Annotated in this window: 28 protein-coding genes and 1 pseudogene; 17 read left to right on the forward strand and 12 right to left on the reverse strand. The window is 69.0% G+C overall.

Annotation, left to right across the window (positions count from 1 at the left end; translation table 11 throughout):
- Positions 1-122 precede the first annotated feature (122 nt).
- From OG702_RS15430 to OG702_RS15445, 4 genes are read left to right on the forward strand one after another with little or no spacing between them, the layout of a single operon-like run.
- On the forward strand, positions 123-1,112 hold the full coding sequence (locus OG702_RS15430) for an ABC transporter ATP-binding protein (RefSeq protein WP_327289456.1): 990 nt from the start codon (positions 123-125) through the stop codon (positions 1,110-1,112).
- Between the two features lie 37 nt (positions 1,113-1,149).
- Positions 1,150-1,941, forward strand: a complete 792-nt coding sequence (locus tag OG702_RS15435) for an ABC transporter permease (RefSeq protein ID WP_327289457.1) — start codon at positions 1,150-1,152, stop codon at positions 1,939-1,941.
- Positions 1,942-1,961: 20 nt separating this feature from the next.
- Positions 1,962-3,320 (forward strand): sensor histidine kinase, encoded by a 1,359-nt coding sequence (locus OG702_RS15440; protein ID WP_327289458.1) that lies wholly within the window; start codon positions 1,962-1,964, stop codon positions 3,318-3,320.
- The gene (locus tag OG702_RS15445; RefSeq protein WP_327289459.1) at positions 3,317-3,994 is read left to right on the forward strand and encodes a response regulator transcription factor; all 678 of its coding nucleotides are present in this window, start codon (positions 3,317-3,319) and stop codon (positions 3,992-3,994) included. Before OG702_RS15440 ends, OG702_RS15445 begins: the two co-directional genes overlap by 4 nt.
- 55 nt (positions 3,995-4,049) lie before the next feature.
- Here OG702_RS15445 and OG702_RS15450 read toward each other — a convergent pair whose 3' ends face one another.
- The 6 genes from OG702_RS15450 to OG702_RS15475 form a co-directional block, all read right to left on the reverse strand.
- Positions 4,050-4,286: a hypothetical protein gene (locus tag OG702_RS15450; RefSeq protein WP_327289460.1), complete on the reverse strand. Its 237-nt coding sequence runs from the start codon at positions 4,284-4,286 to the stop codon at positions 4,050-4,052.
- Between the two features lie 5 nt (positions 4,287-4,291).
- On the reverse strand, positions 4,292-4,630 hold the full coding sequence (locus OG702_RS15455; RefSeq protein ID WP_327289461.1) for an ArsR/SmtB family transcription factor: 339 nt from the start codon (positions 4,628-4,630) through the stop codon (positions 4,292-4,294).
- A gap of 171 nt (positions 4,631-4,801) precedes the next feature.
- A complete protein-coding gene (locus OG702_RS15460) occupies positions 4,802-5,455 on the reverse strand; it encodes a class F sortase (RefSeq protein ID WP_327289462.1) in 654 nt (217 codons plus the stop codon).
- 76 nt (positions 5,456-5,531) lie between these two features.
- Complete coding sequence (locus OG702_RS15465) at positions 5,532-6,434, reverse strand: hypothetical protein (protein ID WP_327289463.1); 903 nt, start codon at positions 6,432-6,434, stop codon at positions 5,532-5,534.
- Between the two features lie 257 nt (positions 6,435-6,691).
- Complete coding sequence (locus tag OG702_RS15470) at positions 6,692-6,871, reverse strand: hypothetical protein (protein WP_327289464.1); 180 nt, start codon at positions 6,869-6,871, stop codon at positions 6,692-6,694.
- A gap of 688 nt (positions 6,872-7,559) precedes the next feature.
- Positions 7,560-8,108 carry a Uma2 family endonuclease gene (locus OG702_RS15475; protein WP_327289465.1) on the reverse strand — a complete coding sequence of 183 codons (549 nt, stop codon included), beginning with the start codon at positions 8,106-8,108 and terminating at the stop codon, positions 7,560-7,562.
- Between the two features lie 126 nt (positions 8,109-8,234).
- On the opposite strand from OG702_RS15475, the gene OG702_RS15480 reads away from it, so the two are divergent.
- Entirely contained in the window at positions 8,235-8,762 is a 528-nt protein-coding gene (locus OG702_RS15480; protein WP_327289466.1) for a hypothetical protein, read from the forward strand.
- A gap of 51 nt (positions 8,763-8,813) precedes the next feature.
- Here the strand turns inward: OG702_RS15480 and OG702_RS15485 are convergent, their stop codons facing one another.
- The 3 genes from OG702_RS15485 to OG702_RS15495 form a co-directional block, all read right to left on the reverse strand.
- Positions 8,814-9,002 (reverse strand): hypothetical protein, encoded by a 189-nt coding sequence (locus tag OG702_RS15485; protein WP_327289467.1) that lies wholly within the window; start codon positions 9,000-9,002, stop codon positions 8,814-8,816.
- 84 nt (positions 9,003-9,086) lie between these two features.
- Positions 9,087-10,163: an IS110 family transposase gene (locus OG702_RS15490; protein ID WP_327293241.1), complete on the reverse strand. Its 1,077-nt coding sequence runs from the start codon at positions 10,161-10,163 to the stop codon at positions 9,087-9,089.
- Between the two features lie 236 nt (positions 10,164-10,399).
- Positions 10,400-11,209 (reverse strand): class I SAM-dependent methyltransferase, encoded by an 810-nt coding sequence (locus OG702_RS15495; RefSeq protein ID WP_327289468.1) that lies wholly within the window; start codon positions 11,207-11,209, stop codon positions 10,400-10,402.
- A gap of 243 nt (positions 11,210-11,452) precedes the next feature.
- On the opposite strand from OG702_RS15495, the gene cutA reads away from it, so the two are divergent.
- Both cutA and OG702_RS15505 read left to right on the forward strand, forming a co-directional pair.
- Entirely contained in the window at positions 11,453-11,785 is a 333-nt protein-coding gene (gene cutA, locus OG702_RS15500) for a divalent-cation tolerance protein CutA (protein ID WP_327289469.1), read from the forward strand.
- A 54-nt stretch (positions 11,786-11,839) separates the two neighbouring features.
- A complete protein-coding gene (locus OG702_RS15505; RefSeq protein WP_327289470.1) occupies positions 11,840-12,379 on the forward strand; it encodes a tyrosine-type recombinase/integrase in 540 nt (179 codons plus the stop codon).
- Positions 12,380-12,422: 43 nt separating this feature from the next.
- Here the strand turns inward: OG702_RS15505 and OG702_RS15510 are convergent, their stop codons facing one another.
- On the reverse strand, positions 12,423-12,890 hold the full coding sequence (locus OG702_RS15510; RefSeq protein WP_327289471.1) for a hypothetical protein: 468 nt from the start codon (positions 12,888-12,890) through the stop codon (positions 12,423-12,425).
- 798 nt (positions 12,891-13,688) lie between these two features.
- On the opposite strand from OG702_RS15510, the gene OG702_RS15515 reads away from it, so the two are divergent.
- Positions 13,689-15,029, forward strand: coding sequence for a hypothetical protein (locus OG702_RS15515; RefSeq protein ID WP_327289472.1), 1,341 nt, complete (start codon positions 13,689-13,691; stop codon positions 15,027-15,029).
- A 65-nt stretch (positions 15,030-15,094) separates the two neighbouring features.
- Here OG702_RS15515 and OG702_RS15520 read toward each other — a convergent pair whose 3' ends face one another.
- Positions 15,095-15,664, reverse strand: a complete 570-nt coding sequence (locus tag OG702_RS15520) for a GNAT family N-acetyltransferase (RefSeq protein ID WP_327289473.1) — start codon at positions 15,662-15,664, stop codon at positions 15,095-15,097.
- Positions 15,661-16,428, reverse strand: coding sequence for a GntR family transcriptional regulator (locus OG702_RS15525; RefSeq protein WP_327289474.1), 768 nt, complete (start codon positions 16,426-16,428; stop codon positions 15,661-15,663). The genes OG702_RS15520 and OG702_RS15525 overlap by 4 nt, the downstream gene beginning before the upstream one ends.
- 606 nt (positions 16,429-17,034) lie before the next feature.
- On the opposite strand from OG702_RS15525, the gene OG702_RS15530 reads away from it, so the two are divergent.
- The 9 genes and pseudogenes from OG702_RS15530 (at position 17,035) to OG702_RS15570 (ending at position 22,863) form a co-directional block, all read left to right on the forward strand.
- On the forward strand, positions 17,035-17,325 hold the full coding sequence (locus OG702_RS15530; protein WP_327289475.1) for a hypothetical protein: 291 nt from the start codon (positions 17,035-17,037) through the stop codon (positions 17,323-17,325).
- Positions 17,322-17,654, forward strand: coding sequence for a hypothetical protein (locus OG702_RS15535; protein ID WP_327289476.1), 333 nt, complete (start codon positions 17,322-17,324; stop codon positions 17,652-17,654). The genes OG702_RS15530 and OG702_RS15535 overlap by 4 nt, the downstream gene beginning before the upstream one ends.
- Positions 17,651-18,613, forward strand: a complete 963-nt coding sequence (locus OG702_RS15540; RefSeq protein ID WP_327289477.1) for a DUF2637 domain-containing protein — start codon at positions 17,651-17,653, stop codon at positions 18,611-18,613. Before OG702_RS15535 ends, OG702_RS15540 begins: the two co-directional genes overlap by 4 nt.
- Positions 18,610-18,789: pseudogene (locus tag OG702_RS15545) on the forward strand (GGDEF domain-containing protein); the annotation flags it as partial. The gene OG702_RS15540 and the pseudogene OG702_RS15545, both read left to right, overlap by 4 nt.
- Positions 18,790-18,794: 5 nt before the next feature.
- Positions 18,795-19,181, forward strand: coding sequence for an RRQRL motif-containing zinc-binding protein (locus OG702_RS15550; protein WP_327289478.1), 387 nt, complete (start codon positions 18,795-18,797; stop codon positions 19,179-19,181).
- Between the two features lie 152 nt (positions 19,182-19,333).
- Complete coding sequence (locus OG702_RS15555; protein ID WP_327289480.1) at positions 19,334-21,577, forward strand: cell division protein FtsK; 2,244 nt, start codon at positions 19,334-19,336, stop codon at positions 21,575-21,577.
- 139 nt (positions 21,578-21,716) lie between these two features.
- On the forward strand, positions 21,717-22,019 hold the full coding sequence (locus tag OG702_RS15560) for a hypothetical protein (protein WP_327289481.1): 303 nt from the start codon (positions 21,717-21,719) through the stop codon (positions 22,017-22,019).
- Positions 22,016-22,210 carry a hypothetical protein gene (locus tag OG702_RS15565; protein ID WP_327289482.1) on the forward strand — a complete coding sequence of 65 codons (195 nt, stop codon included), beginning with the start codon at positions 22,016-22,018 and terminating at the stop codon, positions 22,208-22,210. Before OG702_RS15560 ends, OG702_RS15565 begins: the two co-directional genes overlap by 4 nt.
- Before the next feature lie 23 nt (positions 22,211-22,233).
- The gene (locus OG702_RS15570) at positions 22,234-22,863 is read left to right on the forward strand and encodes a hypothetical protein (protein ID WP_327289483.1); all 630 of its coding nucleotides are present in this window, start codon (positions 22,234-22,236) and stop codon (positions 22,861-22,863) included.
- The last annotated feature ends 93 nt before the right edge of the window (positions 22,864-22,956 follow it).

The following is a 22,956-nucleotide window of genomic DNA, read 5'->3' on the forward strand; positions in this document are numbered from 1 at the left end:
GTCCGGCCGATCAGCCGCCGCCCGCCGAATGGGGCCGGCCGGCCGATGCGCCCGGGCGCCCGCCGCCGCCAGGCTGATCCCGGGACCCCGGAGACCGTCCGGGACCGGAAAGGACGCCACGCATGCCCGCGGTCATCGATGTGCGGCACCTGCACAAGCGCTACGGGGACCAGGTGGCGGTCGACGACGTCTCCTTCAGCGTGGAGCAGGGCGAGATCTTCGGGATCCTCGGCCCGAACGGCGCCGGCAAGACGACCACGGTGGAGTGCGTCGAAGGGCTGCGCACCGCCGACCGGGGCGAGATCAGCGTGCTCGGCCTCGACCCGCTGCGCGACCGTGCCGAGCTGACCCAGCGGCTCGGCGTGCAGCTCCAGGACGGCCGGCTGCCCGACCGGCTGACGGCCGGCGAGGCGCTGCGGCTGTACGGCTCGTTCTACCGCAGGCCGGCCGACCGGCAGGAGCTGATGGACGTCCTCGGCCTCGCGGACAAGCAGCGGACCCCGTACGCGAAGCTGTCCGGCGGCCAGCAGCAGCGGCTCTCGATCGCGCTGGCGCTGGTCGGCAGCCCGGAGGTGGCCGTCCTTGACGAGCTCACCACCGGTCTCGACCCGCAGGCCCGCCGTGACACCTGGGGCCTGATCCAGGACGTGCGCTCGCGCGGGGTGACGATCGTGCTGGTCACGCACTTCATGGAGGAGGCCGAGCGGCTCTGCGACCGGGTCGCGGTGATCGACCGGGGCCGCATCGTCGTGGTGGACACCCCGGCGGCCCTGACCGAACGCGTCGAGGGCGGGCAGCGGATCCAGTTCCGGCCGTCGGTCCGCTTCGACGACGCCCTGCTGACCGGGCTGCCCGACGTCACAGGCCTCACCCACCGGGGCGACCTCGTGGAGGTCACCGGCACCGCCGGCGCGCTCAACGCGATCACCTCGGTGCTGGCCCGCAACGACATCGTGGCGGAGCACCTGCGGGTGGAGCAGCCGAGCCTGGAGGACGCCTTCGTCGCGCTGACCGGCAGGCACGTGGCGCCGGGCGCGTCTTCCGCCGGACCGGAGGCGTATGCCGAGCCGGACGCCCACCCCGGCGTCGATGCCGGCACCACCGAGCGCTAGCCCGCGCCCGCCGACCGCACCGCAGAAGGAGCACGTCATGCCGGTCACCACCCCAGCCGGGCCCGTGCCGCCCCCCGCCACGGACCGGGGCTCCGTGCTGGGACGGCTCGCGCTCACCGAGCTGAAGCTGTTCGTCCGGGACAAGGCCGGTCCGGCCTTCGCCATCGGGCTGCCGATGGCGCTGCTGATCATCTTCGGCAACGTCCCCTTCTACAACCAGCCCCGCGACAACCTCGACGGCTTCACGCTGCTCGACGTCTACGTCCCGATCCTGGCCGCCCTGGTGCCGGCCACGCTGTCCTTCACCGTCGTGCCCCCGGTGCTTGTCGGCTACCGGGAGAAGGGCGTGCTGCGCCGCCTGCGGACGACCCCGGTCGGCCCGGCCCGGGTGCTCGCCGCCCAGCTGCTGGTCATCGTGGCGACCGCGGCCGTCTCCGTGACCGCCCTGCTGCTGGTGGCCAGGCTCGCCTTCGGCGTGCATCTGCCGCGCCGGCCCGGCGGGTACCTGATCGCCATCGTGCTGACCGCGCTCGCCCTCGTCGCGATCGGCCTCTTCGTCGCCGCGGTCTCCCCCACCGCCCCGGTCGCCAACGGGGTGGGCACGGCGCTCTTCTACGTGATGATGTTCTTCGGCGGGCTGTTCCTCCCGCTCGCCGCCATGCCCTCGCTGCTGCGGCACATCAGCCGGGCGGCCCCGCTCGGCGCCGCCGTACAGGCCCTGACCGACGCCACCGAGGGCCACTGGCCCCACCCCCTCCAGCTGATCACCCTGGCCGGCTACGCCGTCGTCTTCGGCGCGGGTGCGGTTAAATTGTTCCGCTGGGAGTGAACCGACCCGGAGGCCCGCTCATGAGCACCCCCGAACCGCCCGCCCGGCCGGGCGGGCAGAACGAGCGGTTGCGCCCGCTGGTGACGACCGTTCCCTACGTGCTGCTCGCCGTCCTCGCCGTCGTGACCCTGGTCATCAAGCACGGCTCGGGCGGCTCCCTGCTCATCGACCTCGGCCTGTGCGCCGCGGCCGCCCTGTGGATCCTGTGGATGTTCACGCTGCACCCCGCCTGGTGGGAGCGGGCCGGGGTGATGGGGGTCTTCTTCGCCGGGCTGGTGCTGCTCATCGGCGTCCTCGTCCACCGGGACCCGTGGTTCGGCCTCCTCACGCCGGCCGGGTACTTCTACGCCTTCGGCCTGCTGCCCTGGCCGTGGCGGCTCGCGGGGGTCGCCGCGGTCGCGCTGGAGTCGGGAGCCGCCCAGACCGACTCCGTACCGAAGGACACCCCCGTCGGCCTGGTCCTCTTCGCCGCCGTCCTGGCCGTCAACGTGGCCGGCATGTGCGGGCTGGCCTGGTGGGACTGGGACACCGACCAGCGCAACGAGCAGCGGGTGCAGGCGCTGGCGCAGGCGCGGGAGGCCAACCGCCGGCTCCAGGCGACGCTCACCGAGAACGCCGGGCTGCACCGGCAACTGGTCGTCCAGGCCCGGGAGGCCGGGGTCCTCGACGAGCGGCAGCGGATGGCCAGGGAGATCCACGACACCCTGGCGCAGGGCCTCATCGGGATCGTCACCCAGCTCCAGGCCGCCGAGCAGGCCGGCGACGGCACCGAGCGGTGGCGGCAGCACTTCGCGCTGGCGACCCGGATGGCCAGGGAGAGCCTGGCCGAGGCCCGGCGCTCGGTGGAGGCGCTGCGGCCGCAGCCGCTGGAGACCGCCGGGCTGGGCGAGGCCCTGGCCGGGGTCGCCGACCGCTGGTCCGTCCTGCACGGCGTGACCGCCGGCGTCACCACGACCGGGACGGCCCGGCCGATGCAGCCGGAGGCGGAGCTCGCGCTGCTGCGCGCGGCCCAGGAGGCGCTGGCCAACGTGGCCAGGCACGCGGGGGCCAGCGCCGTCACCCTTTCCCTCGGTTACCTGGACGAGGAGGTGACCCTGGAGGTCTCCGACGACGGCTGCGGGTTCGTCCCGTCCGCGGCCCGGGTGCCGGCGGCGGCTCCGGCCGCTGTCACGCCCGACGGGGTCACGTCGGACGGCTCCCCATCGGACGGGTTCACGTCCGGCGCGGGGCCGGCGGTGGCCGGCGGCGGCTTCGGCCTCAAGGCGATGCGGGAGCGGATCGAGGCGCTGTCCGGCACCTTGCGGGTCCAGTCGGAACCCGGGTCGGGCACGACCGTCTCCGCCCGCGTGCCGCACGGGATCGCCGAGGCAGGCGCGTGAACTCCGCGGACTCCGACGCGGCGCCGGCTCCCATCCGGCTGCTGATCGCCGACGACCACCCCGTGGTCCGGGACGGCCTGAGCGGCATGTTCGCCGCCGACCCGGCCTTCGAGGTGGTGGGCGAGGCGGCGGACGGCGCCGAGGCCGTCCGTCTTGCCATGAGCCTCGTACCCGACGTCGTCCTGATGGACCTGCGCATGCCCGGCACGGACGGCGTGACCGCCATCACCGAGCTGGCCGCGGCGGGCAGCACCGCCCGGGTCCTGGTCCTGACCACCTACGACTCCGACAGCTACGTCCTCCCCGCCATCGAGGCGGGAGCGACCGGCTACCTCCTCAAGGACGCCCCCCGGGCCGAGCTGCTGCGCGCGGTCCGCGCCGCCGCCAACCGGGAAGCGGTGCTCTCCCCCACCGTCGCGGCCCGCCTGATGGACCGCGTCCGCACCCCGCCCCCCGCCCTGCTCAGCCACCGCGAGAGCGAGGTCCTGAAGTGGGTGGCCGCGGGCGCCACCAACCGCGAGGTCGCCACCCGCCTGCTGATCAGCGAGGCCACGGTGAAGACCCACCTGCTGAACGTCTACGCCAAACTCGGCGTCAACGACCGCGCGTCCGCCGTGGCCGAGGCCTTCAACCGCGGCCTCCTCACCCCCCGTACACCCCCGCCGTCCCGCTGACCGGTACGCCCGCGGGCTTACCGGCCGGTGGCGGCCCTACCGGCCGTGGCGGCCGCTACTCGACGTCCACGAGAACGCGCTCGATCTTGGCCATCCGCGCCTGCAGTTCGGCCAGACTGGTCTGCGCGGCCTCCTGGCTCGCGACGGCCCGCTCGGCGATCCCCCGGTACTCGGCGTCCACCTGGAGCTTGGCCTTCGCCCGCAGGTGCGCGCCGACCTGGCGGATCACCGTCACCACCACGGCCCCGAACACCGGGATGACGACGATCTCTTCGATGACCCAACTGTGCATGGGTTTCAGTTCTCCTTCTTCGCGGACTCGCCGCGGTCCGTGGCGTCTGTGAGCGTCCTGGCGGCCGTCATCAGCACCTGCGGCGTCAACCGCAGGTCGAACGGCGTCACTTCGTAGAACTTCATGGCTTTGCCGTCGTCCGACACCTCGATCCTGGAGGCGACAAGGCCGGAGACCTCCAGGCGCTTGAGATGCACCTGGAGCAGGGCCCTGCTGATCCCCAGATCCCGGGCCAGCTGGCTCACATACGTGGGCCCGCCGGACAGCGCGGCAAGAACCCGCACCCGGTGCGGACTGGCCAGCGTGGCAAGCACTTTGACCAGGCTGTCACCGGTCAGATCCATGACTTTCATTCGACTACCTGCACGTGCAAAACAATATTGGCACGTGCCGACTCCTGTCAACGCCGACCCCTGATAACGCCCGCTCGGTCCGCCCGCGTTGACGGCACCCATGGGTGAGGGCCGGGCCGCTGAGGATCACCTCAGCGGCCCGGCCCTCACCCGCCGTGCGGATCAGCCGACGAGATCCGCGTAAACGATGATGTTGTCCGGATGGTGGCCCCCGGTGATCGGCCCGCCACAAGTGATCAGGCGCAGCTCCGGGCGGTCGGTGTCGCCGTAGACCCGCTGGGTCGGGAAGGCGGTCTTGCTGACCTGCTGCAGCGAGGTGACGGCGAAGACCGCGCGGCTGCCGTCAGCGCGGGTGACGGTGATGCGGTCACCCTGCTTGATCTTGGTGACGTTCCTCATCACCGCCGGCCCGTCGACGGTGTCGAAGTGGCCGACGAGGACGGCCGGGCCGATCTGGCCCGGCGTGACTCCCTTGGTGTACCAGCCGATCCGGTCGGCCTGGGCGACCGTCGGGACCTGGATCGTGCCGTCGGCGTTCAGCCCGAGCCGCACCAGGGGTCCCGCGTCGACCCCCGCGGAGGGGATGGTGACCCGGGTCGGTACGGAGGCGGGCAACGCGGTCACGGCCTTCCCGGTCGTGGCCGGCCCCGACGCCGGAGCCGACGCCGGAGCCGACGAGACCGAAGGGAGGTCCACGGCGGGAGACGCGGCCTCGGGGTCGCCACTGCCGCACCCGGCGAGCGAGCCGGCGAGCAGGAGCGCGAGCGGTACGGCGAGCAGCGCGGTGGCCGGCCGTCGGGCGGAGGGCGGTTGCATGGTGGACTCCTGGAACGAGGGCGCCGGGCGGCCGCGGTGGGCGTGCGGCCGCCCGGCTGGGTGATGTCCGGGTCCGTCAGCGGGTGGCGGCCGTACGGCGGCGCACCGCCACGAAGGCGATGCCGGCGGCACCCAGGGCCGCGGTGGCCCCGCCCACGGCGAGCAGCGACGCGTGGTCGCCGGCCGGGGCCTGGTAGCCGGCCGCGACGCTGCCCTGCGGGATGACGGCCGTCTGGGGCCCGCCGGACGTGGTGGAGTACGTGAAGGCGCAACCCTTCGGCAGCCGCGGGAAGTCGGTGACCAGCGACGCGTGGCCGCCGCCCTGGGTGCTCGTCCGCAACTGCGGGGTGGCGCTGTTCGGACGGAGGATCTCGGCGGCGAAGTGCCCGGCCGGCAGCTTGGGGTGCTTACGGTCCAGCTCCAGCCCGGGTATCACGCCCTTCTCGCCGGCGGACCGGAACAGCACGGACGGCCCCGAGGGACTGATGGTCAGCAGCGCGGTGGTGCCCCCACCGATGTTCTGGTCTGTGGCTGCGGTGCACCCGACGGGAGTGACCGGGCCCTGGCCGCTGCCGCCCTTGTCCGCGGCGGACGTGATGCGGCCGTCGGCGTAGAGGGTGACCGAGGTGTCGCCGTACACGTGGCTGGCGGTGGCCTGGTAGCCGAACCCGGCGGTCAGCGACCCCGCCACCTTGCCGCCCTTGGTGATGTCGGCGGTGTAGTAGGGATTGTCGGTGCCGAACTTGTAGACCTGGGCGACGAGCCCGCCCTTGAGGGTGTCCGTGTGCACCAGCACCCCCGCGGGGGTGACCGGGCCCTGTCCGTTGCCGCCCTTGTCCCCCGCGGTGGAGGACAGGGAGGGAGCGGGTGTGGCGGAGCCGTCGGCGTGGGCCGCGGCGGGCAACGCGAGGGCGCTGAGCAATACGACGGAGCTGGCGGCGGCACGCAGGCCGAGCCGGCGCTGAACGGAGGTAGACATGGTGGACTCCACAAAGTGATGGCCGATGGCGGCCGGAAGGAGAACGGAGCCGCAGGGCCGCCGATGCTTCGGGCCGATCCGTCAGGAGATGTGCCCCGCAGTGATATTCAGCCTAGGAGTCCCAATGACCGGAGTTGTCCGTTCCCTGTCCCGGGCTTGTCACGGCGCCATGCGTCAGCTGAACAGCCGTCACATAACTGCCCGTCATGCGCCGGTACGCGACAGCTGGCTGCCGGCGACCCGACCACCCGGCCCCCTCACCGCCCCGGCCGGGCCCGCCGCGTGATCCACAGGCCCAGCTGCCCGCCGCCCCCCGCGACCACGGCGAGCAGAGCACCGTACATCGCGGATTCCCCCCACCCCCTGCTCAGCCACCAGTGGTTCACCGCGGCATAGACGCCCGCCGCGACCACCCAGACCCCCACGACCGCCAACACCCGCCACATCCTCATACCCCCCGCCTACCCCGCCGGGGCCGGGGGCTGCCACGCATGCGGCAGGCGCCTGCAAGTGCACCGTGCCGTCCTGGAGAAGACGGCGACTGACCCCACTTGCCGCCCGGCCCTCTGCCGCCCACTGCGGGCCGAGGCCGGTGTGCATCATCCGGGTGGATTCCCGGCAGCGGTCCCCGGGGCCACGGGCACGACGCTGAGCATCATTGACTGCTCCAGCCTCGGGCCCTTCCTCCCTGACCAGGGCAGCGAACCGCGCTCCGTAAGCGGGTGAGCCGCGCGGACACCTCGACCACCATCGCAACCCGGTCGGCGGTCGCCCACTCCCCCTGACCGGCGAAACTACTCTTGGGCGCCAAGGCCCCGTCCGGCTTCGCGTGGCCGCTGCGGTAGGTCTCCACTACCGCGTGATCGACCGTGTGTGCTGAACGTGTTCGACCCCACCCGGCCGCGCCGCCCGGAGCCGGCGGGATGCCCTCAGGGCAAGAAAATGAGCGCCCTGTCGGGTCCGAACCGACGACCTACGCTTTACAAGATCCCTCAGAACGGGCGCTGGCCTGCGAGGATGCCGCCGATATGCCGCTGAGCAGCACAAACCGTGCTCGCCATATGCCAGCGGTCCCCGGGGTTTCCATGCCCATGTGTGCCGCACCCGTGCTGTTCGGGCGAGCACTCAGGCGTATGGCAGCAGCATCCCGGTGTCCAGCTCGAAGCCGAACGGTTGGGGGATGTGGAGGCTTTCACCGAACTCGGCGTCCTCACGGCGGTGGTACTTGCGGCCGTCGGGCAGGCTGAAGAGCGTGACAGTCTTCAGCCTGGCGTCCACCACGAGATACAGCGGGATCCCCATCACCGGGTAGTCCCTGACCTTGCCCACCCAGTCGTTCTCGGGGTTCGACGGCGAGACCAGCTCGACAGCGATGGCCGCGGTCTCCGCGGGGACCCGGTTGTCGGTGGTCTCCAGGACTGCGGCCGGCAGATAGGTCAGGTCGGGATTGCGGCTCTTACCCACGCTGGGGGACACAAGGTCCGTGTTCTCGCTCGGCACCAGGTCACTCGGGCTGTGCGCGTCGAACTGGCGCCTGACCACCAGGAGATTGCGCTGGTGGATACCGGAGGGGCCGACCATCATGACGATCGTGTCGCCCGAGATCTCGGCCTTGAACCCGTCCGGCAGACTCCTGCGAGCCTCATCGAGGAGTGCGAAATGCTGCGGGTCCATGCTGCAGAGCCTCCCGAAAGCGAGCCGACCGGTCCCCCAGACTATCGGGCACCTACCGCCCACGACCTGCGCCGCTCCTGGGAAGCCCGGCTCAGCACCGGCTGAGGCCTTCGATAACCTGCGCCGATGGCTGACGCTTCGCTGGGATTCATGATCGACGCCGATCACGGACAGTTCTACGTCCAGGACCTTGACCCGTATGACGCGTGGACTGCCGAGCACGCGACGGATCCGGACCTGAAGCCGGGCGGCTGGACGAAGGAAGCGGTCTACATCCATCGCATCGGCGTGGAACCGCACTCGATCTCCGTGGGCACAGCCCGGGACGACATGGTCGAGTCGCTGATCACTGCTCACTCAGCCGCCCCGATGCTGGAGGCAACGGCCGAACACATCGTGGAGACCGACATCGACGTTCCAACCGGCAAACTCACCATGTCCAGCCCGGGGGTCGACCCCGCCGACGGACCGAGCCTGACCGTTCCCGCAGGGCTGCTGCGCGCACGGGTCTCCTACCTGCCGTCCGAACCACCGCCGGGCACCAGCGACGGAGGCCCCGGTGACCACTTCCTCTACCAGGTAGACCTGTGGCCATCCGACGAGGCCCACGGTCTGGTCATCGTCAAGCAGGGGCCGGAAATCTGGGCGGGGTAGGTCGCCGCTTAGCGCCAAGCAACACCGCCGAAGGCATTCACCGGTTGAGGATCAGCGCGGAAGGGCCCCTTCCACCAGAACCTTCAGCTCTTCGGGCATATCGGGTGAATCCCGCCACCAGCGGGCGATCAACATGGCCGCAAGCCACGCCTCGCGAGCACTGGCAGCCGACTGCCCTGAGTCCACTGCGTCCAGCACCCGTCTGCTGCGAACGTTGACCACCGCATAGAGAGCGAGCACCGGAAACCTTGCTCACGTCGGCGAGGGGCGATCCCTTGGCACGGGCGGTCGGCCGTCGGTCCGGATGGGATGCTCCTATAGATGTCAAGCGGCAGGAGCAAGGTCGGTTTGTGTGGCTTGTTCGGTCGGTGTGCTGGTCAGGGCGCGGTAGACCTCGCGGGCGACGAATCGTTTGAGGCAGCGCATGATGTCCTTTTTGGACAGGCCTTCCTTGGTGCGGCGTTCGACGTAGGTGCGGGTGCGCTCGTCGTAGCGCATGCGGACGAGCACGATGGTGTGCAGGGCGTTGTTCGCGGCCCGGTCGCCGCCTCGGTTGAGGCGGTGGCGGTGGGTGCGGCCGGAGGATGCCGGGATCGGTGCGACCCCGGCCAGGTGCGCGAAGGCGGCCTCCGAACGCATACGTTCGGGGTTGTCCCCGGCCGAGACCAGCAGTTGGCCGGCGGTTTCGGGGCCGACGCCGAACAGTTCCAGCAGTGCGGGAGCGGCCTGCCGGGTCAGCGGACCGAGTTCCGCGTCCAGCTCGGCGATCTCGGCGTCCATCGCCTGGTGGCGGCGGGCCAGGCGGCGCAGGGCTGCCCGGGTGGCGGTCAGCGGGCGGGACAGGTCGTCGCCGGGCCGCAGCCGGGCGAGCGTGCGTATCAGCGTGGCCCGGTCCACTCCCGCGACCTGCTCGCGCAGCATCGCAGGCGCCGAGACCAGCAGGCCCCGGATCTGGTTCATCGCCTGGGTGCGGGCCTTGACCGCGCTGCGGCGAGCGGTCCGCAGCACGCGCACGGCCTCGACCATGCCGTCCCGGCTCTTGGGGGTGCCGGTGGCCCGCCCGGACAGTACGGCTGTCGCGGCGGCGTAGGCGTCGATCGGGTCGGACTTGCCCTTCATCCGCCGGGTTTTGCGGTCCGGACGGTCGACATCGATGACTGTGACTCCTGCGGCGGTGAGCACCCGGGCGAGTTCGGCCCCGTAGGCGCCGGTGCCCTCCACACCCACCGCGGCCAGCTCGCCGAGTGAACGCATCCAGGCCAGCAGATCCCGGTAGCCGCGGATCGTGGCCGGGAACTCCTGGTCAGCCAGGTGCCGGCCGATGGTGTCGATCACCGCCGCGTGGTGGGTCAGGCCGTGGGTGTCGACTCCGCCGGTGATCTGCGGGCCGTCGTGCGTCATGCTGGTCATGTCCGTCCTTGTGGCGTGTCCGTTCCGAGGGCGGCACGCGCCGGTCGGGCGGGTGGACAAGACAGTGACGGGGCTTCTGGACCAAGCTCCTATGAAGTCACAAGCGCCCGTCCGGCCGCGTGCGTGGTGACGCCCGGCGGGCCGACAAATCCCAAACAGGACAGTCGAGACGTCAGTCAGTTGGCGAGTCAGGCCCACCCGTAGCGTCACCACGAACATCATCACTGTCAGTTGCCTTCGTAGCCGATGGCCAGGAAGTGGGAGCTGGCGGCGAGGAGTTCGGGGTAGGGCTCGGCGAGGCGCGCTGCGGTCAGGGCGGACTCGAAGAGGTCCTCGCTCGGTGGAGCTCCCGTGCTCTGCTCGACGGCTTTGAGGAGCGACCAGGTGGGGCCCTCGACGCCGAAGACCTGGACATCGCGCAGTCCCGCGGTGCGCAGTTCGCCGGCCAGTTCCTCCGCCCGGTGGAAGTAGGCGACGGTGAAGCCGCGTCGGCCGTCGTAGGTCGAGGTGGCGAGGGTTTCCGCGATCGACTCCCGCAGGCGCTCGGTATGCAGATGCGCCAGCGCGGTGTGTTCGAAGACCGAGGCGTAACGGTTGATGCCCGCCGCCGCGACGAGTCCGCCGGGACGGGCGACACGAACCGCCTCGCGGAGAGCCTGGAGCCGTTCGTCGCGGTCGGGCAGGTGGTACAGCGGGCCGAGCAACGTCACCAAGTCGTACGACCCGTCCTCGGCATCCAGGCTGCGGGCGTCCCCGACGGAAGCCGCACATACGTGGCGGGCCTGCTCGACATGGCGGGCGACGGGATCGACGAGGTCCACCTCGTAGCCGTCCTGGACCAGCCAGCTCGCGTGCCCACCCGTACCGCCGCCGACGTCGAGCACGCGGGCGGGCGCCTCCGGCAGGAAGCGGCGCAACAACTCCTGCGTGCGCAGCAGTTCCAGCCGCCCGTCGGCAGAAGAGGTCAGCCGGCTCCCTTCATCGAAGACGTGGGCGTAGAAGGTGGTGACCTCAGGCGCCAGCTCAGGGGACGACATGTCGGCAGTATCCTCTGCGGCCGGGTGGACCGTCGACGCCCACTCCCCCTTACGCCGGCTCCCCCGGAACCGCACGATCGACGCTCCTCGCCACGCCGCTACCTTGCCTTCCACGGCGTGAGGAGACTGCACCTTTTCCATGATTACGCCCAAGGCCGACCAGTGGATGCGCGCGGCAACAGAGCCTGGCGGAAACGGACGGCCAGCAGAACATGTGCGCACAGCCCTCGGTAGGGTCGCGGCATGGCCGAGTTCGTGTTCGTGCAGGTGTCGACTGCTACTGAGACACGGAAGCAGGCTGTTCGGCTGGCGGAGTCCGCGGTGCAAGGGCGGCTCGCGGCTGGGGCGCAGGTTGTTGGGCCGGTGGTGTCGGTGTTCTGGCATCGCGGGGAGTTCGGGACTGGTGAGGAGTGGCAGTTGCTGCTCAAGACCACCGGGGAGCGGTATCCCAGTTTGGAGGCGCATCTCTTGGAGCACCATCCGTGGGAGAAGCCGGAGGTGGTCGCGGTGCCGATCGTGGCCGGTTCGGAGGCGTACCTGCGCTGGGTTGCCGACAGCACGAAGCCGGACGCATAGGCGTCAGACCACAGCGGATTTCTCCAGTACCGCGTCCACCATGTGGAGCCCCCGGTGGACCTCGGCGCACGACGGGCTCACGTGGTGCGGGCGTGTGTCGACGAGAAGGGCGTCCTCCACCTGGACACCCCCAAGAACCACGAGCAGCGCTCGGTGCCGCTCCCCCGGTTCCTCCTCGACGAACTGGCCGCCCGTATCGACGGCCGCAGGCCGGACCTGCTCCTCTTCACCGCACCTCAGGGCGGCCCCTTGCGGATCAGCAACTTCCGCGGCCGCTTCTTCGACCCGGCGGTCCGCGCGGCCGGACTCGGCCACCTCCACCTGACTCCGCACAAGCTGCGTCACACCGCCGCCTCGCTCGCCATCGCCAGCGGCGCCGACGTGAACGTCATCCAGACGATGCTCGGCCACAAGTCCGCGACCCTCACCCTCGACGTCTACGGCCACCTCTTCCCCGACCGCCTCGACGAGGTCTCCGACAAGATGGACGAGCGCCGAGCCATGCTGCTCGCCAAGGCTCAGGCCGAGACGACACTGAGGCCGCCAGCCCGGCGAGGAGAGAGGAGGACGTCCGCCTCACTGCGCTGCCACTGACAAGGCGTCGGGCGTCCGCACTCGGCTCCGGCTGGGACCCACCTCAGATGTGAGCTCTGATCTGCTTCACCGAATGTCCGAGCGCATCGGCGATTGCGGCCAGTTCCTCGTCCTCGAACCAGTCACGTTCGGGGTTCCAGACGGCGATCTCGAAGCGCGCGAAGCCACAGGGCCAGTCGTAGTCCAACAGGTCCAGCGATGTGGCGGCGCCGCAGCAGGGCACCTCCACAGCCAGGGTGGCAAAGCCGTCCTGGCCGTGGTCATCGAGCCGGTCGGCCCACCACTCGGTGTCGATCGAGGCTCGGCACTGGGGGCAGCGGATTCGTTCGAGGTTAGCGCCGCAGTCGACGACGGTGAGGACGTCGTGCCAGGTGGTGTCGATCTCGACTTCCACGCCGCCGGGCAGCCCGGGAGCCAGTTCCTCTGCGAGCGCGGCAGTCCGCTCGCCTGCGGCCCGGTCGGGCTGCCACCAAGGGTCGGTCGGAATGATCGACAGGACGTCGTCGCTCATGGGCTCACTCGATTCATCGGGCACAAGCCGTCGGCGGGCGTCGTGACCGTAGTGGCCGGGTCATCGCCCTGAAGGCACCGTAGCCAGAGCACCGCTCCCAACATCTCCGGCCCATGGACTGAAGCGCCTCCGGGGCCGCGCTCCCGGGGCACCCCAGCACCGCGACCCCGCGTGATGTGTGCTGAATGTGTGCCGGGCGACCCGGCCTCACCGACCGGGACCGGGTGAAGGCGCCCTGACGAGGCAAGAAAAAGAGCCTCCTGTCGGGTTCGAACCGACGACCTACGCTTTACAAGTTGTCCGATCTTGGTCCGTGGCCGTCCGCTGGCATCCATCACCGCAGATCACACGGTTACCCGGACGTACATGGACGACAGGGGAACAGGGCGGACAGTGAACCAACCGAGACCACAACTGAGACTGTTGTCGGCCCATTGCCCGACACGCTCCGTGAGGGGGAGTGGTGGTGAACTACTCAACTGGTGACGGGGCTTCTGGTCTGGGGCCGCTGTCAGCGTGCTGGCCTGCCGTGAGTGCCATGCGCCGCTGACCAGAGACGGCGTGGCTGGGCTCCAGAACTCAAGGCCCACACTCATCTAGGAACCGTTGCCCGACTCCCACGAGGAGGGGCTCTGATGTCCAGCGAAGTGGCTGACGAGACCGCCTCCATGAGGGACAGTTACTGATGGCGGCACGACCGTCTGAAAGCCCAAGACGTGTTGGAGTGTAGACCAATTCAAAAGCGGGTCATTGCCGAATGAGCGTCCGCCTGACGATACCCAAAAAAAGGAAGTGAAGATGGCTGAGATTACCGCGACGAAAGTAGTGGACATGAGCCCCGCGGCAATTTCTATTGTCTCGGCCGCCGATCAGTTCGCTCGCCAGACGAACTCAATCTCAGAAATTAACCGGACGGTGTTGCCGGAACTGGAGGAAAAGGCAAAGGATCGTTCACAGCGAATCATCACGGAAGCATTGAAGAGCGTCCCTGAGTCCGACGTTCCTGAAGTGATCAAGGGAATGAGAGATCTCGCTGGTGGCATCCTCTCGGTGACGAACCATCAAACCGAAGGAGTGGAGCCCTTTACATTGAAACTTGAAGGCTCTCCAGGTGCCGCTCTGTCCCACGTCGTTATGACGGGATTTGATCAGATACAGAGTGCGCCGCATCACGAGCTACTGCGAAAATCGCTACTCGTATCAGCGGTTTCAGGATTTGAGGTTCTGTTTGGGAAGATAGCACGCTCGGTATTCGAGGTAAATTCCACTGCCCTCAATGATTCTGACTACTCTTTCACACTGCACCAACTCTCCGATTTCTCAACCATAGCTGACGCAAGAGAATTTTTGATTGAACGACAGGTCAACAAGCTCCTATTTGACAGCCTCGATGGCTGGGAGAAGTGGATCAAGCGGGCAGCCGGGGGCGTCTCAATGGTCGCACTCCCTGTTGACTGGGACAAGGTGCGCGAAACCTTCGCCCGCAGAAATCTCATTGTCCACGCAGATGGCGTTGTAAATCACATCTACCTGGATATCATCGGAAAGACGCAAGATCAGGCGCTCAAGGTCCACGTGGGAGACAGGCTAGAAGTCAATGGTGAGTACCTGGATACGAGCATTCAAGAAATCCTGGCACTCGGTCGACTGCTTAGCATTGACGTGGGAATGAAGTTGTACAAGAACGAGAAGGGCGCCTACGTCAACGTACTGTTGAGCGAAATCAATCGCCTATCGCATCGAAAAATGTGGCGAGCTAATATTGCACTTTCGACCTACGCCCTCGGATGCGAATTGACTCGTAGTCAGGAACTGCAGGCCCGTACTCAAGGCTGGGTAGCCAGAAAAGAGGAGTTCGGACTAGATGCCATCAAGGGAGAAGTTGAAGCATGGGACGTAAGCGGCTTGGCTCCGATTTACTCTCTACGCAAAGACGCCATACTAGGCAAAGATTCAACCCGGGATAAGTTGCGTAAGCTACTGCAGGACGGGACACTTAACGTGTTCGAGGTAGCGACAGATCCGATCTATGCAAATTTCAGGGAGCAGATGAAAGCCGAAATAGCTAGTCGCTCCAGTTTTGCAGAGGAAGACGATTCTTCTACAGGTATCGAATCTGAGGATTCCTCTACGGAATGATGGCCAGTGCGACACGGCCGCGGCTCTCTGGCAGGACTACCGGGAGCGCCGCGGATAGGGGCCGGTCATCGCCAATGACGTAGAGGTTCTGGGGACGGTACAGCATCGGTGAATCGTGACATGGTGGAGCAGGTGGCGCGCTGTGCCAGCCACCCGGAGACTCGCGGCCCACCGTTGACAGCGCCCCCCTCATGGACGGTCCGTACGTGCTCGAAACCCTGGCGAAGGTAGTAGCGCTGCAACGCCTCGTTCGTGGTCCACGCATCGAGCCGTAGCCACTTCGCCCCTGCGCGGTAGGCCCGATCCCCTGCCCAGTCGAGCAACCGCCCGCCGACGTTTGCGCCGGCATGGGTGCGGGCCACCGTCAGCTTGTTCACGAAAACGGACGGCTCACTCAGTTCATCGTCGGTCCAGAGCCCATCTTCGGCCGTGGTGGTGAGGGTTATGGTCGCGGCCGTCAGATCACCGTCGCGCACCATGAAGACCGTCCCAGCCTGGATCGTGGCCAGCAGACGGTCAGCCGGGTACGGGCGACTCCACTGGTCGCTGCCAAGCTCGCTCAGCCAACCGGCTGCCTCTCGGCGGAAAGCCAGCAGGGTGGACAGGTCGTCCTCGCGGGCAGGCGTGATGATCACTGGGTCTCGTCTCTCCCGGACAGGTCGCCGATCTCGTAGTTCATCCGGTTGAGATCACCGCGGAACGTCGTGACGGTGCAGCGTATCGGCCGACTATCTGAGTAGCCCGTACGAGTCCAGAGCAGCACCGGAACCCCTGCGGCGATCTCCAGCAGGCGGGATTCTTCCGGGGTCGGCATCCGTGTCGCGATCTCATCGAAGTACCCGATCTGCTTGATGTCGCGGTCAGCGAGGTAGCGCGTCGTTCCCTCCGCGATGTCGCCCGGCTCGGCGATCCGCGGCGCCAGCTCAGCCAGCCACCCCGGGTAGTACGTTGCCTGCGTCGACCACGGGACGTCATCGACGTACCGATGACAGAAGCGCAGCACGGTCGTGGAGGCTTCCTCCACCTTGAGCCTGTCCGCTGTGTACTCGGTCGCCGGCACAATCTCCACGCGGAAGGTCTGGCGGGGCCGTCGCCCGGCGTTCGTGACGTCAGTGCTGTACGCGTCACCGTTCTGCGGGAAATTCAGATCCTCGAACCGAGAAGCGTTGAGTTCGAAGACCTCGTGTGAGCGAACCTCGTAGCCGAGTCCCTGACTCGATGAGATCAGACCCTCCGTGACCAGCAGGTTAAGGCCTGCTCGGATCGTGTTGCGCGATGCGTCGAAGCGAGTGCTCAGCTCGCTCTCGGAGGGCAGGCGCGCGCCTGGCCCGTACTTGCCATCGGTGATCTCGCGACGCAGCGCGTCGGCGATGACCCGGTACTTCGGCTGCTGGCTCATGCCTCCATCATGACGCACTCGCTCAACTTGTTCCTACATGCTCGTCCAAACCGCTTGACGGCCCGCGTCCGCGGGTGCAGCATCATGGACATCAGCTTGTTCCTACAAGTTGACCAAGAGGTTCAAGCAGGTTAAGTACGCCCGAAAGCCCTGGACAGGGCTGGAGAGGCGGCACAGGGCGGGGACGCTGCAATCCCGCTAAAGGCCAGGCGGAACAGGGTTTCGGCCCGAACTGGCGAGGTGGCCCGGCGACCGCGAGCAACGGCCGGCGCGTGGGGACAACGGTCCCCCTTGCAGTGCTTCACCCTTTGTCCGCACGACCGAGAGGAGATCCGCCGAAGTACACCGGGCGCACACCTGGCATGACCAGCCAGTTGCGGCCCATCGCGTCATTGCGTGGTGCCGATCAGGCGGGATAGCCGCTGGCACCGCGGGTGCGTGTCGAGCGTGCACGGTCCGGCGCCGCCGCCGTCCAACGGGGCGGCTCCGGTCCGTGGCTGCTCGAACCGATCAGCCAACGCCCACCTTGAACGGCGCGCACCCCCGGAGCTGCAACTCCGGGGGTGCTGGTTGGGCCGTTCCCACCGTCTAAGGAGCGCACGACCCATGAGAAGTATCGTCGCTGGTCACGTGGCTGTCACAGCCACCGATTTTGTGGAACTCGCACTCGGTACCCCGCTGGAACTGTGGCTGGGTGTCCAGGGAGAGACCGAGGACGAACGCGCCGCCCGGCTCGCCGCGGCAGCCGACATCCTCGCTGACGACCCGACCATGCCCGACCGGGTGAGCCAGGTCGCCGCTGAGGTGATCGAGGCGTACGCGCCGGAGCTGTTCAACGTCGCCACGCTGCCGCAGCCCATGCACCGCCGGCCGCGCCGGAAGGGGACGGCGGCATGAACGAGGCGACCACCGTTGCCGGTCAGGGCGTGGCGCTGGGAGCGCTCGCGCAGATCACGGCCGCGTTCGGGCACCTGCCCGCAGCGTGCTTCGACATCAACGACGTGTACCCGGACCGGGTGCAGATCTCCGTGCACGACAGCCTGACGCACTTTGAGCAGTGGCGGACCGCGCTGGGCATCCCGGCGGGCGCGGTGGATTACGGCACGCTCACCGCGAGCATGGACCTGACGGTCTTCGGCTCGTTCGCCGGTGCCGAGATCAAGCTGTGTGGATTCGCACCGCTGCTACCCGTTCCCGTCGCTGCGGCTGCGGGCGGTGCGGCATGAGCGCCCCGCAGATCGTGCGGCCGGAGTTGCCGCCGCTGTCGGGTGTTGACCGGGTGCTGCTGGTTGCGGCAACGGTGCTGGGTGTGGGGGTGGGCGGTGTGGGGCTGGCGATGAGCTTCGACACCGTGTCTGCCGCTGCTGCCCGCTGGGGGTTCACGACGCCGGGCATGCTGCCGCTGGCGATCGACCTGGCCATTCCGGTGTTCACCGTGGTGAACCTGCTGTTGATCCGGATGGACATGCCGCTTGCCTGGGTACGGTTCGTGCCGTGGCTGCTGACGGGTGTGACGTGCTGGCTGAACATCGCTGCGGGCACGTCGGTGTCGGCGAAGGTGGCGCACGGCACGATGCCGCTGTTGTGGGTGGTGCTCTCCGAGGTGGCCGCGCACGTCTACGCGGCAGGGATCGGTGCGGTGACCGGTCGGCGGATGGAGAAGATCCGCCGGTCCCGCTGGCTGCTCGCCCCCGTCAGCACGTTCACGCTGTGGCGGCGGATGACGCTGTGGGAGATCACTTCCTATGGCGACGCGCTCGCCCGGGAGCGGGAACGGCAGCTCGCCCGCGCAGACCTCCGGGCAGAGCACGGCCGCCGGTGGCGGTCCAAGACCGACCGGCGTACCCGGGTGCTGCTCAAGCTCGGGGAACTCGCCCCCGCCACTGCCGACCCTGAGCCGGTTCCGGCACCGGAAGGCCCAGTGCCCGCTGTGCCGCCGGTCCCGCCGAAGCCGCAGGCGCGCAAGCGCCCCGCGAAGCCCCCGGTCAAGTCCGGTCGCCGGACGCTGGACGACGTACTCAGCGAGGCGCGTGCGGTCACGGCCGCGTGGCCTGTCGAGCATCTGACGGCGGAGCGTATCCGGCAGGCCGTGAGTTGCGGCGCCGCCCACTCCCGGACCGTGCGGGACGCGCTGCGTGCGGACCGCACGGCGGGCGATAGCGGTCCTGAGGCGGTGGCGGCATGAGCGGCCTGTTAGCTGCTGCCGCGGCCGGCATACCGCTGGCCGGTGGCTGGTCGGCCCACTTGATCTGGTTCCGACACCGGTTGAACACGGCTCGCCGTGACCCGCTGACGGGGCTGTGGACGCGGGACGGCTTCACCCGCCGCGCCACCGCCCTGCTGCGGGACCCCCGGGCGGTGGCGTGATGTCCCCGACGTTCGGCCAGTGCTACGACCCGACCGGCGCCACCTGGGGCACACCCACCTACCCGTGGCGCCTCGCCCCCGACGGCATGGCCACTCGCCGGCAGTTGCGGGCGAAGGGGCTTCGGCCCGGGGGTCAGCCGGTCGCCGCTCAGATCATGCGCCGATCCCGGCGCCGCAAGACCGGCTACGCGGTCGCCTACCTCTACCGCGTCGACCTCGCCAAGCCGGTCCGCCCGATGACCCCCGCGAAATGGGCGGCGCACGCCGCGGCGATGCTCGCCCGCCGCACCTGCCCGCTCTGCCGTACGGATGCGGGATACGTCATCCCTCCGACGCTGGGCAGTTGCGTGCCCTGCGCCTACCCCGAAGAACAGCGCGCCGCCTGAGTAGCGGGCATTCCGCTGGATCGAGATGCCTCCCTAGATGCCTCTCCCTGAGCCCCCACCAAGGTTTCACCCTTGTTCACGCGGGTCCGGCCTTCCACCTCCTACAGCGTTGGCCGGACCCGCTGACCCCTCCATTTCTGGAAGGAAGTTCAGTGAACCACCCCGAGAACGATGACAACGAGCGCGACTTGTTCGCGCGTTTGGAAGCCGACCTGTCTGCCGACTTCGGTGGTGACGTGGTCGATCTGGGCAAGGCCCGTAGTGCCCGGGAGTCGGCCGACGCGTCGGGCACGACCGTGCCCGACTCCGACACCGACCGGTCGGCCGACTCCCACACCGCCACCGTGCCCGACTCGTCGGGCGACCCGACTGCGGCCGTGATGGTCGACGGTCCGGCCGCGGCTGGACCCGGGTACCTGGGTCGGCTGATGGGTGCCAAGCGGCGGGAGACACTGCCGCCGTGGCTGCGCTCGGCCGCGGAGTTCCGTACCGCCGCGCGTTGGACTGCGGGCCATTACGCGCACCTGGTCGCCTACCACGGGCTGCGGTCGCCGTACTACGCCGGGCGGTTGGCGTTGCAGTCGCCGCGGGGGGCCGCCCGGTTCGTGGGCGGGTCGCTGCGGTGGATGGCCGACCGTGAGGGTGAGCCGGTCCGACTCGCCGCGGTCCGCCGCGAAGACGCCGGCGACTACCTCAAGCTGTCGAGGCAGCGTGACGGCCGGGTGCGGCTGCGGACCCTCGTGGTCGCACTCGCCGCGTTCATCGGCCTGGGGTCGGCGCTGGCGATGTACGTGCTCGCCCCGGATTGGCTGCTGGCCGTCTCCGTAGGCGCGGTCATCCTCACTATGGGGTCGGCCGGCGGGCGGGCCGACGCGCCGGTCGTCAGCCGCGCGGTGGAACTGCCCAAGGCGCAAAAGCTCACCAGCGACATCGTGCTGCGCGCGCTCGGTGCACTGGGTATCCCGGCGATCAACCAGGCGCAGGGCAAGGGCCGGGACGGCTTCACCTTCACCGCGCCCATCACCCGCGACGGCCCCGGCTGGCGCGCCGAAGGAGACCTGCCCTTCGGCGTCACGGTCACGGACGTGATCGAGCGCCGCGACCGGCTCGCGTCCGGTCTGCGGCGCCCGCTGGGGTGCGTGTGGCCCGAAGCGGTGCCGGATGAGCACACCGGCAGGTTGGTGCTGTGGGTCGGCGATCAGGACATGTCCACCGCGCGCAAGCCCGCGTGGCCGCTGCTCAAAGCCGGTGCGGTGGACCTGTTCAAGCCCGTGGCGTTCGGCACCGACCAGCGTGGACGCTGGGTGGACATCACCTTGATGTACATCGCGGCCGTCATCGGTGCCATCCCGCGGATGGGCAAGACGTTCCTCCTGCGGCTTCTGCTGCTCATCGCCGCGCTGGACGTGCGTGCTGAGCTGCACACCTACGACCTCAAGGGCACCGGCGACCTTGACCCGGTCGGCGAACGCGTCTCCCACCGGCACCGTGCCGGGGACGATGACGAGGACATCGAATACGCCCTGGCCGACCTGCGGCAACTGCGTGAGGAACTGCGGCGCCGGGCGAAGATGATCCGCTCCCTGCCGCGGGACATCTGCCCGGAATCCAAGGTCACCAGCGAGTTGGCGAGCAAACCCAAGCTCGGCCTGCACCCGATCGTGATCGGGGTGGATGAGTGCCAGAAGTGGTTCGAGCACCCCAAGCACGGCGCGGAGCTGGAGGAAGTCTGCACCGACCTGGTCAAACGCGGACCCGCCACCGGCATCGTGCTGCTCCTCGCCACGCAGCGCCCGGACGCCAAGGCCCTGCCCACCGGGATCAGCGCCAACGCGTCCGCCCGGTTCTGCCTCAAGGTCATGGGCCAGCTGGAGAACGACATGGTGCTCGGCACGTCCAGCTACAAGCGGGGCATCCGCGCCACGATGTTCTCGTGGAAGGACAAGGGCATCCACTACTTCGTGGGTGAAGGCGCAGACGCCCGGATCGTCTCTTCCGCCTACATCGACGCACCGACCGCAGAGACGATCGGCATGCGCGCCCGCAAGCTGCGGGAACTTGCCGGGACGCTGTCCGGGCACGCCCTCGGTGAGAGCTTCGAGGTAGCCGAGTCCGCCGGGTACGACCTGCTGCGGGACATCCTCGCCGTGGTGCCGGCCGAAGAGCCCAAGGTGTGGTCGGAGATCGTGACCGCCCGGCTGGCCGAACTTCGCCCGGAGGTCTACGGCGGCTGGGACCCCGAAGGACTCGCCGCCGCCCTCAAGCCGTTCGGTATCGCCACCGTGCAGGTGTGGGGACGAACCGAGGCGGGGAAGGGCGCCAACCGCAAGGGCATCGACCGCTCCCGCATCCTCACCGTGATTGCGGATCGTGACGGAAATCGGGACGCGGGCTAGACGAGTCCGCCGCTAGACCTAGCGGCACACCCCGCTAGGTCTAGCGGCACCTCTAGACCCCCATCCGGCCGCTGATCAGGTTCCTAGCCTCTAGCGGCCCACCTGCGAAAACACCCCGTCAGCCCTGGAAGGGCACCCTATGACCCTCGTACTCGCCGCTAGCCTGCTCATCCTAGTCGTCACGTTCGGTTACGCCGCTCTCTGCGCGGTCTCGCCGTTCGGCAACTGCCGCAAGTGCCGCGGCTGGGGCTTCGCGATGAAGACCGACCGCAAGGGCCGTGCCAAGCGCGGCAAGGACTGCCGCCGCTGCAAGGCCACCGGCAAACGCATACGCACCGGCCGCCACCTCTACAACCTGTGGTGCCGCACTTACGACCGCGGCACGACCGACCAGGTCGCCGCGCCCGCCCGCCCCTTCGCCCGGCAGGGAGACCGCCCGTGATCCTGTCCGTCTCCGCAGTGCTGCTCTTCGGCGTCGCGTCCGTCTTCGCGATCCGCGCGAAGTCCACCTCGTTCGGCGCCGCGCTGGTGGTATTCCTGTTCGGCTTCTACGCCGCCGCAACCGGTGCCGCCGGTCCCATCGACCAGGTCATGACCAGCCTGGCGCAGTCCATCGCGCAACTGCGCAACTGACCGGAAGGGAGAACCGTCCCGCCATGAACCAGCCCTACGCCCCGCCCGGCATCGCCGCGCCGACCGTGCACCGGCACTGGCTCGCCGACGCCGCGCCCAAGGCCGCACCGGTGCTGGCCACGTCTACCGTGCTGATCCTCGCCCGGATCTGGAACGCCAACGGCGCCCAGCACTCCATCGGCGACGCGGCCGTGATGGGCGTGCTCGCCGCGGGCGCCGCCTACGCCGGCAGCAAGCTCGCCACCGGAGACAACGGCGACGGCACCGCCGCCGCGATCGGCTTCACCGCCGCCGGCACGATGGCCTTCGCCGGAGTCGCCGCCTACACCGACAGCCTGCCGCTGCCGCTGCTGCTCTGGTCAGTCGCCACCGTACTGTCCTACGTGCTCGCTGTCCGGCACTGGCGCACCGACCGCCGCGACACCGTGACGTATGAGCGGGCCACCATCGACCGCCGCGAGACCCAACGCCACGTCGAAACCGTCGAAGTCATTCGCGCCCGCGCACAGGTCGAAGCCGCACAAGCAGGCGGCGCCTACGCAACCGCACTCGCCGCAGCCCTCACCGCCCGCGCCGCACTACCCGGCTTCGACCCGGTCGCGCTCACCACGGCCGGACTGCCCGAACTGCCGGTGGCGGGCAAGTCGCTGTGACGTCCGCGGTGCGCCTGCTCGATTGGCGTGATGCCTCTCGCTTCGACCGCTTCGCCGACCGGCCGTGCGTGCGCTGCCACCGCCCGACGGGAG

The sequence above is a fragment of the Streptomyces sp. NBC_01198 genome (genome assembly GCF_036010485.1).
Classification (GTDB): domain Bacteria; phylum Actinomycetota; class Actinomycetes; order Streptomycetales; family Streptomycetaceae; genus Actinacidiphila.